This is a genomic window from Pararhodobacter sp. SW119, assembly GCF_017811755.1.
In the GTDB taxonomy this organism is placed as follows: Bacteria; Pseudomonadota; Alphaproteobacteria; order Rhodobacterales; family Rhodobacteraceae; genus Pararhodobacter.
In genome coordinates this window covers 1-15,174 of the sequence record NZ_JADDJF010000059.1, presented here as the reverse complement: position 1 = coordinate 15,174, position 15,174 = coordinate 1, and the positions used below count along the sequence as shown (strand labels likewise).

The 15,174-nt window shown below is 62.8% G+C and carries 13 protein-coding genes; 9 read left to right on the top strand and 4 right to left on the bottom strand.

Features of this window, described 5'->3' with window-relative positions:
* Positions 1–386: 386 nt before the first annotated feature.
* Positions 387–1,613, top strand: a complete 1,227-nt coding sequence (locus IM708_RS18200; RefSeq protein ID WP_209427999.1) for a carboxylate--amine ligase — start codon at positions 387–389, stop codon at positions 1,611–1,613.
* Between the two features lie 396 nt (positions 1,614–2,009).
* Positions 2,010–3,983 carry a hypothetical protein gene (locus IM708_RS18195; protein ID WP_209427998.1) on the top strand — a complete coding sequence of 658 codons (1,974 nt, stop codon included), beginning with the start codon at positions 2,010–2,012 and terminating at the stop codon, positions 3,981–3,983.
* 50 nt (positions 3,984–4,033) lie between these two features.
* Here IM708_RS18195 and IM708_RS18190 read toward each other — a convergent pair whose 3' ends face one another.
* From IM708_RS18190 to IM708_RS18175, 4 genes are all read right to left on the bottom strand, one after another.
* Positions 4,034–4,639 (bottom strand): methyltransferase domain-containing protein, encoded by a 606-nt coding sequence (locus IM708_RS18190; protein WP_209427997.1) that lies wholly within the window; start codon positions 4,637–4,639, stop codon positions 4,034–4,036.
* Between the two features lie 519 nt (positions 4,640–5,158).
* The gene (locus IM708_RS18185) at positions 5,159–6,094 is read right to left on the bottom strand and encodes a patatin-like phospholipase family protein (RefSeq protein WP_348525000.1); all 936 of its coding nucleotides are present in this window, start codon (positions 6,092–6,094) and stop codon (positions 5,159–5,161) included.
* 84 nt (positions 6,095–6,178) lie between these two features.
* Positions 6,179–6,652 (bottom strand): hypothetical protein, encoded by a 474-nt coding sequence (locus IM708_RS18180; protein ID WP_209427995.1) that lies wholly within the window; start codon positions 6,650–6,652, stop codon positions 6,179–6,181.
* A gap of 7 nt (positions 6,653–6,659) precedes the next feature.
* A complete protein-coding gene (locus IM708_RS18175; protein ID WP_209427994.1) occupies positions 6,660–7,118 on the bottom strand; it encodes a hypothetical protein in 459 nt (152 codons plus the stop codon).
* An 811-nt stretch (positions 7,119–7,929) separates the two neighbouring features.
* Here IM708_RS18175 and IM708_RS18170 point away from each other — a divergent pair.
* The 7 genes from IM708_RS18170 (at position 7,930) to IM708_RS18140 (ending at position 15,128) form a co-directional block, all read left to right on the top strand.
* Positions 7,930–9,639, top strand: a complete 1,710-nt coding sequence (locus tag IM708_RS18170) for a type I secretion system permease/ATPase (protein ID WP_348524999.1) — start codon at positions 7,930–7,932, stop codon at positions 9,637–9,639.
* Positions 9,639–11,057 carry an HlyD family type I secretion periplasmic adaptor subunit gene (locus IM708_RS18165; RefSeq protein WP_209427992.1) on the top strand — a complete coding sequence of 473 codons (1,419 nt, stop codon included), beginning with the start codon at positions 9,639–9,641 and terminating at the stop codon, positions 11,055–11,057. The genes IM708_RS18170 and IM708_RS18165 overlap by 1 nt, the downstream gene beginning before the upstream one ends.
* A 210-nt stretch (positions 11,058–11,267) precedes the next feature.
* Positions 11,268–12,446, top strand: a complete 1,179-nt coding sequence (locus IM708_RS18160; protein WP_209427991.1) for a glycosyltransferase family 4 protein — start codon at positions 11,268–11,270, stop codon at positions 12,444–12,446.
* Positions 12,443–12,895: a hypothetical protein gene (locus IM708_RS18155; protein ID WP_209427990.1), complete on the top strand. Its 453-nt coding sequence runs from the start codon at positions 12,443–12,445 to the stop codon at positions 12,893–12,895. The genes IM708_RS18160 and IM708_RS18155 overlap by 4 nt, the downstream gene beginning before the upstream one ends.
* Complete coding sequence (locus IM708_RS18150) at positions 12,835–13,326, top strand: hypothetical protein (RefSeq protein WP_209427989.1); 492 nt, start codon at positions 12,835–12,837, stop codon at positions 13,324–13,326. The genes IM708_RS18155 and IM708_RS18150 overlap by 61 nt, the downstream gene beginning before the upstream one ends.
* A gap of 54 nt (positions 13,327–13,380) precedes the next feature.
* Positions 13,381–14,178, top strand: coding sequence for a hypothetical protein (locus IM708_RS18145; RefSeq protein WP_209427988.1), 798 nt, complete (start codon positions 13,381–13,383; stop codon positions 14,176–14,178).
* A 206-nt stretch (positions 14,179–14,384) separates the two neighbouring features.
* On the top strand, positions 14,385–15,128 hold the full coding sequence (locus IM708_RS18140; RefSeq protein ID WP_209427987.1) for a glycosyltransferase family 25 protein: 744 nt from the start codon (positions 14,385–14,387) through the stop codon (positions 15,126–15,128).
* Positions 15,129–15,174: the final 46 nt, after the last annotated feature.

The following is a 15,174-nucleotide window of genomic DNA, read 5'->3' as shown; positions in this document are numbered from 1 at the left end:
GCCCTGGCGAAACTTGGCCTCCAAACTGCGAAAAAATCCGAGAGTCGTGTAGTATGGTGGCTGGCAGGCGTATGGCAAGCGTATGGCAAGCGTATGGCAGTTGCGGGCGGTGCGGCCATCTATTGTCAAGGTTTCGGATAGGGCGTGGCGCCCGGTGCGCGGATCGGGTTGTGACACCCCTCGCGTCGATGCCATGCCGGGCCGCGTGAGCCGCTGCCACAGAATTTGATTAGATTACAGAAGCATTTGCGGCTGCGCCCTTCACCTACGCTACCTATGAATTCTGCGATTTTGGCACGTGTTGTGAATTCCCGGTTGTCATGATAGTTTGCATAGCTAAGTAATTTCCTGCGGTGCGATGCGCTTTCCGCAGAACTGGAGGCCGGATGACCAAGAAAGACACGACGAAGGGCTATATCGCGGTGTTGGGCTGGAGCCTGCGCTGCATCGACGCGTTGGAGAGGTTCGACCGCCGCTACGTGATCGTGGCGCCGCCCTGGGCCGAGGAATACGCGAAGGCCAACGACATCCCCTATGTGTCGTGGGATTTCGAACGGCTGAACGACCGGTCGCACGAGCTTGCGCTTACCCTGAAGGATCTTGGCGTCGACGTGGCGATCCCGCTGTTCGAGGAAACGGTCGAATGGGCCGGGGCGGTGAACTCGGTCCTGTTGGACAATCCCCGGTTGCTGGGTCAGTCCATGCTCTTCCGCGACAAGTCGCTGATGAAGCGCCGGGCGCAGCTTGGCGGCATCCGCGTCGGCATCTTCGAAGAGGCGATGGACCGCACCGACGTGATCCGGTTCCTCAAGCGGGTGAACCAGACCCTGCTGAAGCTGGAGGGCGACCCGAACGACCCGATCCACATGAAGGCCTTCGACAAGGCCGGGTGCCTGGGCCACCGGGTTATCCGCACGCCGGACGACGTGGACGCGATCCCCGATTCCGAATTTCCGGCACTGCTGGAGTCGCATCTGGACGGCTGGGAGTTTGCGGTCGAGGCCTGGATCAAGGATCGCAAGATCCAGTTCCTGAACATCTCGGAATACGTGACGCTGGGCTATTCGGTGTTCGTGCCGGCCACGCCGGAGCTGGAAAAATGGCGCGGGCGGATCACCGAGCAGATCGAGAAACTGATCGAGGTCTTCGACATCGACTTCGGCTTCATCCACCCGGAATACTTCGTCACCAGCGACGGGACGATGTATTTCGGCGAGGTTGCCTATCGTCCGCCGGGGTTCAACGCGTTCGAATTGATGGAGCGCGCCTATGGGTTCAACGCCTATCAGGCGCTGGTACTGGCCTTCGATCCGAAGACCACGCAGGCGGAACTCGACGCCTTCTTCCCCGAGCCGGTGAAGGGCGCGACCGGGCATGCCGGCTGTTTCGGCGTCTATCCGCGCCGCCGCGTGGTCAGCGAGCTGCGGATCCCGCCCGAGACGGAAGATCACCCCTATTTCGAGTTCCACGAACTGGCCCCGCCGATGGAGCAGAAGGTGACGAAACGGTCGGCCTTTGGCACGCACTGGGGGCTGGTCTATTTCTTCGGCGACGATCCGCACCAGTTGCGCGATCTGCTGAAGGCGCAGGAAGAGCTGGACTTCTACGTGTGATCCGGCCCTTGGCGGAACGCCTGGCCGGGGGCGATGTGCGCACGCGTGCGCAACGTCGCCCTCGCGGCACGAAAGTGGTCTGTTTATTGCATGTTTCGCCAGTGATGTGAGAAATTCGGACATCTTTTCGCGTCAGATGAAAAGAATCGACGATTTTGGTGCCCCTGACTTTTGCACGTTTTGGGGGCCGTTTTGGGGTCGGCGCGATGATGCATACCATATCTGGGGGCGCGCGATCCCGGGTCGACGGGTGCGTCTATCGGCGGCGTGGGACGCCCCGTCGGGGTTGCATCCGACGGTTGCAGGGCACAGGTTGGTCCGCAATAAGGCGCCTTGAGGCGACAGTCGGGCGAGTGGTGCGTTTTGCCGCTCCCCCCTTTGAAGGACGACTTCGCAATGTCGATGAACGCGCAGACGACGCAGCTTGACCCGCTGGCGGCGAAGCTGGACCGGTTGGTGGATCAGCTTTCGTCGGCCTCGCGGTTTGCCAAGGTGTCCTACCAGGGGCGGGTGCTGGATTGCGCGCGCCGCGTGCTGGTTCACCCTGACGGGTTGCAGATGCTGCAGGAACGCGCCGCGGCGATGGAGCGGGCGGGCGTCTTTACCGGCACCGACTGGGAAAACCCCGCGGCGCTGCTGCCCCGGCTGGTCGGCAACACCCTGTCGCACGCGGAGCCACCGACGATCGTCCTGGAATGCCTGAGCCTGCTGCGGCTGCTGTCGGCGGCGCAGGACGAGCACGCGATCCCCAGCTTTCCCGCCGAGAACGCGCGCCATTTCCTGACGCAGGTGCTGGCGCTGAACCTCGACCGGCTGTTCGGCGTCACCTCCGAGGCGACGCGCGCGCAGGCCGGCCCGCTGTCAGCGGCGGTCGACCGGCTGCTGGCGTTTCTGCTGGACCGGATCGGGGCCGCGGGAATACTCGGCCGGCTGGTAGACGAGATCTGGCGCATCCTGGCGCAGAGGCCGCTGCAGGTGGATCACGTCAAGGCGATGATCCTGCAGATCGCGCTGGCGATATCCCAGCGCGGCGAAAACCTGGGCGAGGCGCGTCTGGGCGCGGACAGGCTGATCTCGGCGCTGTTCGGGCCGACGCATCTCTGCCGCGAGGACCCCGGTCTGGACGCCTACCGCGAGAGGCTGGCGGCGGCCGACGCCCGCGTGCTGCACACCGAGGCGTCGGGCATGGCGCGGGCGATGCTGGATACCGGCCTGGTGTCGGATTATCACGCGGCGCTGCTGGGCTGGATCATGGAGAACCGGCAGACGCATCTTCTGCCCGAGGTGCTGGGCCTGAGCAGCACGGGCGTCGACGCGCTGCGCTGCTACGAGCCCCTGATCCACCGGCTGATCACCGATGTCATCCGGCCGGGAACCACGCAGGCGGTGTTGGGCCTGTCGATGATGCTGGAGCGCGGCATCCTCTATTCGCCGCCGATCGCGCCGTCGCTCTGGCGGTTGATCCAGTCGCCGCTGTCACCGGCCTGCGAACGGACGCTGCAGACCGCCTATGGCACGGCGCTGCCCGCGAAGACCCATCTGCTGGCCGGGATGCTGATGCTGCTGGGCCAGCCGCTGGGCATCGGGCAGGGCAACAACCCGACCTGCCAGTCGGCGCGGGCGCTGTCGATGTGGGCGCTGAACGATCCGGACTACCTGTTCTGGCTGGTCGCGAACGCCACCTGCAACGACCGCATCGTCATGCATTTCGAGGGGCAGCCGCTGGATTCCGCGGTGCTGCCGCTTGGCCTTGCCTCACACACGCCGCTGGACGCGGACCCCGTCTCGACGATCCTGTTGCCGCATCTGGACCGGATCTATGCTGAGATGGGACGCCGCACCGCCGAGCGCGGAGAGGACCCGCACAAGTGGATCAACCCCGAGCTGCACGGCTGGTGGGTCGGGCGCAACTTTCACATCGCCGTCGACGTGGCGACCGGCAAGCTGGCCGAACACGCGCGCTTCCTGCGCGACTTCCACGCAAGCTATCACCCACTCTACAACGGTAACCAGCCGGTCATCCATCCGCAGCCCGCGGGCATCGCCGTGACCGACAGCAACGCCGGCTTCATCGGCTGGCACGCGATCTCGATCGTCCGGGTGGCGCTCGACCAGACCGGGACGATGCGGGTCTATTTCTTCAACCCCAACAACGACAGCGGTCAGGACTGGGGAAAGGGCATCGTGGTGTCGACGCACGGCCATGGCGAGCGGTTCGGCGAAGGCTCGCTTCCCTTCGGGCAGTTCGCGTCGCGGCTCTACATCTTCCACGATGACGGGCTGCAGGGGGCCGACGGGCCGCCTGTGCCCGACGCGGAGATCGACGCGATCACCGAAATGGCACGCGAAAGCTGGGCCCGCGACCGCTGAGCGGCCGCCGTGACGGTTCGGGGGCCGCGTGGTCAAGGGGTGCCCGGGGCTTAGCTGTTCGATCGGTTATGGAAGACGCCCATCTGCGTGGCGCCGCCCAGATCGGGGTGGCAGCCGGCGATGTCGCGAAACCGCACGCCGTAGCCCCAGCCGGTGGCGACGCGCCGGCACCAGGCGCGGAAGCGGGCGCGCGGCCATTCGAAGCGATGCTCGGGGTGGCGGAAGCGATGCGACGGCACGCCCAGCAGCGGGTTGAATTCGGCGTTCGGCGTGGTGATGACCACCATGCCCGGCCGCATCTGGCCGAAGACCGCGCGCTCCAGCCGCGACAGGTGCGCGGGGTCGATATGCTCGATCGTCTCGATCAGGACCGCGCAGTCGAAGCCGGTGAGTCCGGGGTCGCCTTCGGTCATGGAGGTACGGCGCAATTCGATCGTCCCGGCGGCCGCGGGCTGCCGGGCAAGCCGGCCGCGCAACCGTTCGAGCGACGCCGCGCAGATGTCGATCCCCACCAGCCGCGCCACCGCCGGTTCGGCGGCAAGGCGCAAGAACAGATCGCCATCGCCGCAGCCGAGATCGAGGATCGTCCGCGCGCCGGCGTCCAGCACCTCGGCAAGCGCCGCCTCCAGCCGTTCCTCGTGCAGCCAGGTGGTCATGCGCGGCCCGCTGCGCGCTGGAGCGTGAACAGATCTGGGCGCGCCGCGTCTGGTGGTGTCGCGCTGGGGTCGAGGTGGTCAGGCAAATGGCTCATGGGTGCAGCCCGTTCTGGCCCTGCCACTTTCCACGCATGGAATCCGGATGCCGCCTTATCGGCGCTTTGGTCGAGAGACTCAACCGCGCTCCGTCGCGGGGTTGGCAGGAAGATCGGCAGCAAGTCCTTGATCTTGCGGGATGTGGTAGGCCCGGAGGGACTCGAACCCTCGCTATGACCAATTAAAACAATGACTTATCATGGTTTCTGGCACGATGGAACGACCCAATTCTGGCACTGACAAATTCGCGCGGAAGTCGCCATGCGGGACGATCTGCCACGATGCGTGATACTCTCATTTCGCGATTCTTCCTACATCGCGTGTCCGAGCACAGGATCGTCGAGTTCAATCTCCTTGAAGGAGGCCCGCACGGACGTTCCTTGCTCTACGCTTGTCGGGAGGCACGGCTTCGCTCGCGGACGGCTAAGCAGGCGCTGTCGCCTGGCCGCTGCTACTCGCGCGCCTGCGGCCGAGCATCATGGTGAGACGAGCCCGTTGTGTCGCGGGCAGTCCCGCGACGGCCACGGCGCCGGCAGCTGTGAGCGCTCGAATCGCGGCAGGGGAGGCATTGTCAAGTTCGAGCGTCAAGTCCGCTGACGCATCGAGGACGGCATCGAGTCGGATGAAGTCGGCAAGCTGCAGTTCGGGGAGAAGCGCCATCGCGTGATCAACCTGGCCGCGCATCGCAAGTTTCAGGAGCCGCGCCGGTGGCCGAGCAGCCCAGGAAAAGAGGCCCTTCGCGCCGGGGTGGTTTGCGCCATAGGGGCTCTCGGACGAGATACTCGTGGTTCCGATACTGAGGAGGTGGATGTCGGCGATGTCCAGATGCGGCCAGAGGCCGCGTGCGATGGTGAGCGCCGCGAGATCAGGCGCGTTGGCGAAGAGGCCACCGTCAACATAGCGCCGGCCGAGCGCCTCGATGCGATGCGCGGGAAAGTAGGTCGGGGCGGCCGCACTGGCCAGGACTGCGTCACGCAACGAAATCTCGAGATGAGCCGGATTGGCGGTGGTGAAGACGACGGGTCGACCTGCGCTTTCGTCAAGCGCCGGAAAAGCCACGTGGTTCGCCAGCTCGCCAAGTCGCGGATTCCGCCCGTCGAGGGTCGCGTCAACCGCATCGTGAAGTGGGCCTACGCTGTATTTGGTGGTGAAAATCCAGCGCAGGAAGCGGCGGGGTCCGCCCGACGGAAAAATCCGCGGCCCGTGTTCGTCGAAAAGCCGGCTTAGCTCGGCAGGACTGCGCCCCGTGACGAGGCCTGCCACGCAGAGCGCACCGGCAGAGGTGCCTGCCATTAAGTCGAAACCCTCTGCGACCGGAGCGTGTGAGCCTGCAAATCCCGTGGCAGCATCGCGCGCCACCTAGAGATCTTCAAGGACGCGTGTCGTGAAACGGGCCATGATCCCGCCGCCGGTTAGGGCGAGGAGGCCGGCGCTGCGCATTCCTCAGGCCTGAGTCGCAGGAAATGTCTTCAGCGTCAGCCGCCCCAGCTCTTCCGCGATGGCCGCAGAGAGTGCCCGCCAGGCATCGATTTCCTCCGTGACCACCAGTTCGAGATTGTGCTGCATGGCGACGGCCGCGGGCATCAGGTCCATATCACTCAACACTTCCCTTCCGGCGTCGAGCGGTAGAATATCTGACAAGATCTCGGCCGACTTCAGGTCGAACACGGCAGAGGTAACCTGCTCCCTGCGGTCGGCATCTAGGTCGCGCACCAGTCGCTGATAGCGGCGCTCAAGCACGGTTCGCTGCTCGTGCGAGACACGATCAGTGGTGCGGATGATGTGACGGACCGTCGCCATCGTTGAGGCGGCGATGAATGGGCGGACACGATCCTCCTCAATCCAGCGTACGATCGGGTCGTCTCCCTGGGCAGAGAGCAGATGTAAGACCGCCCCAGTCGAAAGAATGAAGGCCATCCGGACCTCAGTTTCCGGATGCCGCTTCCGGGATCTCCGGGCAGACAGAGCGCAATCGTCGTCCGCTACTCCGAGGCGTGACCGACGGAATCTCGCAGTCGCCGCCGATCTCGCGGAGCGAGGCGGTAATCGGCACGAACTGCTCTTCGCGCGCGCGCGCCTCAAGGGTCTCCGCCGCTGTCTCCAGCGGGATGATCAGGTATGCTCCGCCTTTCTCTCCACCGCGAGATTGGACGGTGACGATTTGGGGCGTAACCGCCGAGGCCTTCAAGCGCCGAGGCAACTGATCCTTGGTGTCGCGCTGGGTAGCCACTGAAGAGGCGTCGATCAGTGCGAAGTACTTGCCGACCGGATTCCCGCGCCGGACCAACGCCGCACCCGCCTCACGCACGCGCCGGATCCACGCCTGCGTTGCGTCTGCATCCTGCGTGCCATTCTCGTATGAACGACTCATCGGGTTCTCCATCGCACCGTCATTGCGGCCTCTGTGTAATCGAATTGAGGCCACTCTTCAAGGCGCGAGTCAACCGGCCGGCCAAGCCGGCGATCACGGTCATGTGCGTGCAGCGACGTCAAACCACTCTCGGCGGCGTTTACAGGCGATCTGAGAGATCCGGCCTACGTCCTCCTGCCACGTGGCAGAGCCGAAACGATTGAGATCATCGTCCTCAGCAGAAGCGAAACGAGACCGCTTGCGGATTACCCGCATTGCGTCCTCTCTGAGGTCAGCGCGCCTCTGAACTCCGCAAATGCGTCTCGAGGCGCCGTCCGGTCGGCATGCGGTGTCTCCTGCATGGAGCGTCGCGGCGGGCGCTGACATCGCTGCTGCGCTCCATCTCGCTTACAGGCAAGACTTCTGGTCATGGCGATCCGCGACAAGAACGCCGCCTCGGTAGAGTGGGCTCGTGTTGCAGGGAGGAGTCGTGACGACGTTTTCATCGGAGCAGCGGCACGGGCGCAACCTTGTGAATGACTGATTCGTCTTCTGCGGTGTCAGAGCCCGGCTTCAGATCGACTCTCGGCTGAAATCCGCGCACTAGGTTTGCGTCGAGCGAAGGAACTGAATTATCCCGCCAGCGTCCAGCCGAAGATGGTGGCCATATAAGCCTTCGTCTGCCTGTTGCTTTAGCTCTTGTTTGCGTTTTTGTCCTATGCCGGCGGGAACCAACGGAACACGCTGAGGGACAGGTTCACCAATGCGGAATGCACACCCGAAGACTGCCGGCCAGTCAGAGTCCAAGGCTGCGACACCGCCAACTCAACCGGGGTTTCCTGAGTTGAAGGCGGCGCGACGCCGCGGCGCAGGGCTTTTGATCTGCGCCTTTGTCTTCAGCATCTTTGTCAACCTGCTGATGCTCACCGGGCCGCTCTACATGCTGCAGGTTTACGATCGGGTTCTCTCGTCGCGTTCGGTCGAGACGCTGGTCGCCTTGACGGTCCTGATCGGCGGGTTGTTTGCCCTTATGGGGATTCTGGACTTCGCGCGGGGAAGGGTAATGGCGAGGATTGGCGCGCGGTTCCAGAGCTCGCTCGATGCCCGTGTCTTCGAGTCAACCTTGCGCCACAGCGCGGATCCGAGGGAGCAGTCCGCGGGCACCGCCGCAATGCGCGATCTCGATGGCGTTCAGCGCCTCTTCATCTCGCCAGTGCTGCTTTCGCTAATGGACACGCCCTGGACGCCGTTATTCCTGGCTGCCATCTTCATCTTCCATCCCATGTTGGGATGGCTCGCTCTCGCCGGGGCGGGCTTGCTGATCATCCTGACCCTTCTCAATCAGCTGCTGACCGCGAAAATGGTCGGTCAGGCCCATGCAACCGAACAGAAGGCCCAGATCTTTGCAGGGCAGGTCCAGAACGGCTCCGAACTCGTGCGGAGTCAGGGCATGGTCCCCGTCATGACGCAGCGCTACATGCGCTCGCGGATGGGGGCCCTGCAGTCGGCCATTCGCGCCAACGACTGGACGGGAAGTTTTTCGTCGTTCTCCAAGTCGTTTCGATTGTTCCTGCAGTCGGCAATCCTCGGACTTGGGGCTTACCTGGTGCTGCTCGGCGAGATGACACCTGGCGCAATGATCGCGGGCTCGATTCTTCTGGGCCGAGCCCTGGCGCCGGTGGAACAACTCTTGGGACAATGGCCAATCCTGCAGCGCGCCGCCGCCGGGTGGAAAGGCCTCGGCGAATACCTTACGCGCGCGCCGCAACCGAAAACGCGCACATCCCTTCCGGTGCCAAAGGCGCATGTTCTTCTGAGGGGATTGACCGTGTTACCCCCCGGAAGCAACGCGCCCACGTTGCGTAATATCAGCCTCGAAGTGAAACCGGGCGAGGCGCTTGGGGTGATCGGTCGCTCGGGCTCGGGTAAGTCGACCATGGCGCGCGCACTGGTCGGCTATTGGCCACCCGCCGCGGGTGAAATCCGGCTCGGAGGCGCAACGCTGGACCAGTATGATCCCAACAGATTGGGCGCATATGTCGGTTACCTTCCGCAAACAGTGACACTCTTTCCGGGAACGGTGGCAGAGAATATCGCGCGCATGACGCCATCGCCGGATCCCGAGTCCGTGGTGCGAGCCGCGCAGAGCGCCAATGCGCACGAGATGATCCTCAAACTACCCAACGGCTACGACACGTTTGTCGGTGGCAATGACAACCAGCTTTCCGGGGGACAGCGCCAACGTATCGCGCTCGCCCGCGCGCTATTCGGAGATCCCGTGCTGGTGGTACTCGACGAACCCAATTCCGCCCTGGATTACGAAGGGTCGGAGGCGCTCAACGCCGCTGTGCGCGAGCTCAAGAAAGCGGACCGGGCAGTGATCATCATGACCCACCAGCCTCTCGCCATCACGGAATGCGACAATCTGATCGTGCTCGAAGGTGGCGCCACGTCGGCGCTTGGCCCTCGGGATGTGGTGCTCAAGAAAACCGTTCATGACACTGGCGCGGTGCGCCGGCACGTCGCGGAAGCAGAGACGGCAGAGGTATCGTGATGTTCATCGAGCGCGACCAGAAAACCTTCGAGGTAGATCCGGAAAAAGGGCGTCGCACTCCCGAAGTGTCATCGCTCGCCCGAAACAAGCACGCCGTTGGCACCTCAAGCAGCCAAGATCACTCAGGGTTACCCGCTTGGAGCGCGCGATTGCCGCTGACCGCAGGGGTCGCGGCTCTATTGCTACTGGTCGGCGGCCTCGGCTTCTGGGCAGTTCAAGCCAGCATCGCCGGTGCGGTCGTGACGTCCGGCACGATTCAGTTGCAGTCCAATCGCCAGGTCGTTCAGCATCCTGAAGGTGGTGTTGTAGCTTCCATACTTGTCCGCGAAGGCGATGCCGTCGATCCGGGAGACGTCCTGGTTCAACTCGATGGTGACCGCCAGCGTTCCGAGCTCGAGATCGTCGATGGCCAGCTGCGCGAGATCATGGTGCGCCAGGCGCGGTTGCGCGCTGAACTGAGCGGTGCGGAAGAGATCAGTTTCGACCCGATGATCACGGCTTTGGCGGAAATCGACACGCAACTCGCGGCGAACGTTGCCGAGGAACGCGTTCTGTTCATGGCAAGGCTCGAGGCGCTGGACCAGGAACTCCGCCTGCTCGACGAGCAAAACATCCAGATCGACAACCGTATCATCGGGACAGAAGCGCAGCTTTCGGCGCTGCGTGCGCAAGTTTCCCTTCTGGAAGGAGAATCACGAGACCAGGAGTCTCTTCTGGCGCGGCAGCTCACCCACTCGGCGCGGGTGAGCCAACTACACCGAGAGCGCGCTGGGCTCGAGGGTCAAATCGGCCGACTCGAAGCGGAGATCGCTGAGCTTCGCGGGCACGCTGTAAGCAACCAGATCTACCGGCTACAGTTGCAGACCAATCGTCGAGAGCAGGCCGTCACTTCCTTGCGGGATTTGCAATTCCGCGAGATCGAGCTCACGCAGCGGAAGCACATTCTTGAAGAGACATTATCCCGCCTCGACATTCGCGCGCCGGTGGGTGGGATTGTCCACGAGACCAAAATATTCGCACTTCAGTCGGTTGTCCGACCGGCAGATCCCTTGATGTATATCGTGCCCCAGGATCAGCCGCTCGTGGTTCAGTCCCGTGTGGAAGCGCAGGCGATCGATGATGTCTATCGCGGACAGGAAGCATCATTGCAGTTCACGGCTTTTGATCAGCGCGAAACGCCCCAGATCATGGGAGCCGTGTCGCGCATCGCCGCTGACGCAATCACCGATGATCGAACAAACATGAACTACTATGCGGTCGAGATTGAGGTGGGCGACTCTGAGCTTCAGAAGCTGTCGGACAGGGCGTTGCTGCCAGGAATGCCGGTGGAAGTGTTTCTGCGTACCGGCGAGCGCACCCCGCTGAACTATCTTACTCAGCCGCTGATGAGTTACTTCAACCGTGCGTTTCGAGAATAGTTTCGTCCAGAAGAATCCACCTGTAGCAACCCAACGTGAGTTTGCAAACATCTCTTTACAGTACCCTACCAGATCAGGCTGAATGCGGACGAATTTGAGAGGTCCCTATGGTAGTCCTTAGTTGTGATTGAGAGCGGTAGCGAAAGCATGGATCGTTCCGGGACTGCGGATTGCTTGCTCGTCATTCCGGAGAGCGCGGTTGGTGTTCATATGGGGGCAGGACAGCGCTCCTCTCTCCTGTTTAGCGCGCTCAGTCGCATCGGATCGACCTGGGTTGTGGTGCTTGGCTACTGCGATCCGGCAAGGGTTGCCGAAAGCTTCCCCGGCCACGTCGGGCTGACCCAGACCGGTACCCGGCTGTACGATTGGGAGGGCACCCCCTCCTGGCTCACGGTGTGGCTGGCCCGATTGCGGCGGTTCACTCTGTTCGGGCGTCACTACCGCGTCGATCCAGCGGCGCGGGCGCAGATATCAGCGCTGCTGGAGGGTGGCGCTCGGGTGGTGGCCTTTCGCTATTTCCGAAGCTACTGCCTTTCTGGGATCGATCGCAGCCATCCGACTGCCCCTCTGGTGCTGGTCGATGTCGACGACCGCGACGACCAGCGTCTGGCATCCAGCGCCGCTCAGATGTTTCGGCAGCCGGCCCTGCGCTGGTTGTTCGACCTGATCGTGCTCCGTCGAGTACGGGCGCTGATGCGCCGCCGACTCGGGGCCGCTGATTTCACATGGTTCGTCACCGATGAAGATAGCGCTGGGTTCGAGGCAGTCCCGAATGCGGTTCTGCGCAACGTGCCCTTCATCGACCCGGGCCCTGTAACGCCGCCGCCTCCCTCGGCGGCGCAGAACATGCTCTTCGTGGGCAGCGCCGGCTATCGTCCTAACGTCGACGGCCTACGCTGGTTCCTGACCTACTGCTGGCCCGAGATCCACCGCCGCCACCCACAGGCCACGTTCCGGCTAGTTGGGCTATTCGACTGGGCCAAGCAGATGCGGGAGTTCGCCGGTCTGCCGGGACTCGAAGTGGTGGGTTTCGTAGAGGATCTGGCGTCCGAATACGCCCGTGCTAGAGCGGTGGTCGCCCCAATACTCGAAGGCGGCGGCTCCAAGATCAAGGTAATCGAGGCCTGCGCCTTTGGTCGCCCTGTGGTGGCACTCCGCCATTCTGCCCGCGGCTTCGGCCCCGAGATCACCGGGATCCTTGCAGTGGCCGACGGGCCGCAGGACTTCATCGAAGCCTGCGGCCGTTTCCTAGCCGATCCAGACCTCGCCGACCGCACCGGCACGACCCTGCGCGCGCTGCAGCAGACACAGTTCTCGCGTGCGGCGATGGAGGCGCAGATTGTGGGCGACATTCTGCAGGCGCTAGCGGGAAACGAGGCCAAGAGATGAAGCTCTACTACTGGAAGGCACCGGCAGGCAACGTTGGCGATGATCTCAACCCCTGGCTCTGGCCTCGGGTATTCGGACCTGATTTCCTCGACGAGGACGCCGTGACCTGCCTGGTCGGCATCGGCTCGGTGATCGATGGCCATCACCGGTTCTTCGAGGCGCCGTGCAAGATCGTCTTCGGCAGCGGGGTACGCAGGCGCTCCGAACCGTTCGGGGTCGATTTCGCCAGCTTCAATTTCCGCTTTGTTCGCGGACCACGCAGCGCCCGAGCACTCGCGCAGTTTGGTGTTCAAACCGACTGGATCAGTGACCCAGCGGCCCTGACACCGCTATTGCTCCGCCCATCCCCAATAACCGGCCGCGAACGGGCAGCCCACGGATCGGCTTCATGCCTTATTACAGCACGCCTCGGTCACTGGCCGAGGAAATCTGCACGGCCACAGGGATGATCCTCGTGCCGCCCACCCTGGAGGTCGAACCGTTTCTCGCCGCCCTGCGCCAGTGTGGTCGCATCGTTGCGGAGGCAATGCACGGGGCGATTCTTGCCGATGCTTTCCGCATTCCCTGGATAGGCTGCCGTATCCTGTCGGCACTGCGCGAGGGTCCAACCAGCACCTTCAAATGGGGCGACTGGATGGACAGTCTCGGTATACAAACCAAGTTCTCCACCAGCCTGCCCCCCGCGCTTTACCGGGCGCCGACGCGGTTTCGCGCGAGGCTGGCGGGACATGCGCGCCGCCGTGCTGTGGCACAAATCACGGCCGCCTGGACAGACCCATACTGGACCTTGAGCACAGACTCGGCACTCGAGCGCGCTCAGAGTCGCATACTAGAGAAAGCTGATGCACTCGCCCAAGGAAGGCCGGCACGGCAGGTTTGAGGCAATGGTCGGGATGACGTCGCCGTGAACCTGGCTCCGAAAGACGGGAGAGAGATGTTTAAGACAGCCAAGATTCTTGCTCGGATCGCCCGCGACAGACTGGGATTGGAGATACGCCGTGCGCCGCGCTCAACGGCAAACCGGATCCGCCCTGCCCCGCCCGGGCGGATCGTCGAGTTCACCGGCATGCCCGGGGTCGGCAAGTCACATCTGATGCGGCGCTGTATCGTGGCGCTGGGGCCATCGTTCATGACGCAGGAGGAGATACGCCTCGCGGACAACGCCGCCGACTATGAGAGTGTCGTCGATCCGGAGATCCGGGCGCTTTATGAGGAGCTGATTTGGCGTCTCTTATCTCAAGCGAGAGAACGTCACGCGAGCCAGGTCGACCTGCAGCAGCAGATTCATAGTCTGCGCTTCATGTGCAACCAACTGCAAAGCAACATGCTCGTTGACGCGGCGTATCCAATCGATGCGCTGACGGACGAGGGTCTGGTCAAGAATTTCAGCGAATCCCTGCTGGAACTGGCGGAATCCGACAATCCTGGAGCGTTGAAGGTCTTGTGCAGGCGCCACGTCATTCTTGTGGAGGCGGATCCCGAACTGACATTGTCTCAAATCCGGGAAAGGGAGCGCGATCACAACAGGCCACATCCGAAGTATGTTGGATGGTCACGCGAGGAAATCCTCCGATACTATCAAGAAAACGCCCCGAAGTATCACGCCAGAATCGAGGGCTTACGGCCTTGGACCGCCGGAGTATTGCGGATTTCGCGAAGCGCGAGTACGCGGCAGAATGTAGATGCGGTGGCGGCGTTCATGCAAAGGTCCGTGTCGAAGGGTTCCGAATAGCTGTCGGCTGAGCGATCCGATCGGGGCGGGCGCTCCGATAGCAACGTCCGGTCGATCTAGCCGTCATTGCATTCAGGGAACCGGGTGTGGACGTTGTGCAACGTGGAATTGGCCAAGGACTTCGTTGCGCTTTTACTTCCCGCAAGGGTAGGGTGGCACGCCTGAACGGGTCAAGGTACCGTGTTAGCTTGATGGGGACACCGCGCATGTTCAGACCCGATTACCCTGTAGTCGTCCTGTCGTTGCCCGGTGACGAGGTGCGGCGTCAACCGCTGATTTCGGCGCTGGAGGCGATGGGCATCGCGCACGAAATCTTCTTCGGTGTGGATGGTCGCATCGGTTTTCCGGCCGACTGCGAGCAACTCATCGACCGCAAGCTTACTCTGATCAGGAATCGGCGTTCGTTCTCTGACGCGGAGTATGCCTGCGCCCTGTCGCACCAGGCAATCTATGCAGAAATTATCCGTCGCGATCTGCCTGGTGCCGTGGTGCTTGAGGATGATGCGGTTCTGGCGGATGGCTTTAAGCAGTTCCTTCTAGAAGGCGCCTTCCGCAAGGCCGAGATGGTCCTGCTGGGACATCATCGTACTTACGTGCGCAGGTCTACTCCTCGTGAGGTCATTTCTGGGGTTCAAGGGCACAGGATCGCCGTCCCGCCGCTGGGGGCGTACGGATACAGCCTGAGCGTCCGAGCGGCGCACCTGATCCGAAAGCGCTCCTTTCCAATTTCGAAGGCCGCCGATTGGCCCTGCGACATTTCCCGGATGGACGTAGTTGCACTGATGCCGCAGCTTGTCATTCCAGACAGGCGTGCTTCTCATCTGCAAGCTGAAAGGCATCCTTCCATTCGCAATATACGGACGCCACACTTGGAGCTGTTGCGGCGCATTGTAATTCTTGATGATTGGTCGCGGCTGCTTGGACGGATATCTGGGGTGCGGTTGGATTAAGAATCCTCTAAAACGATTCTTCCGGCCAAGCTTGGTAGTTTTCGCA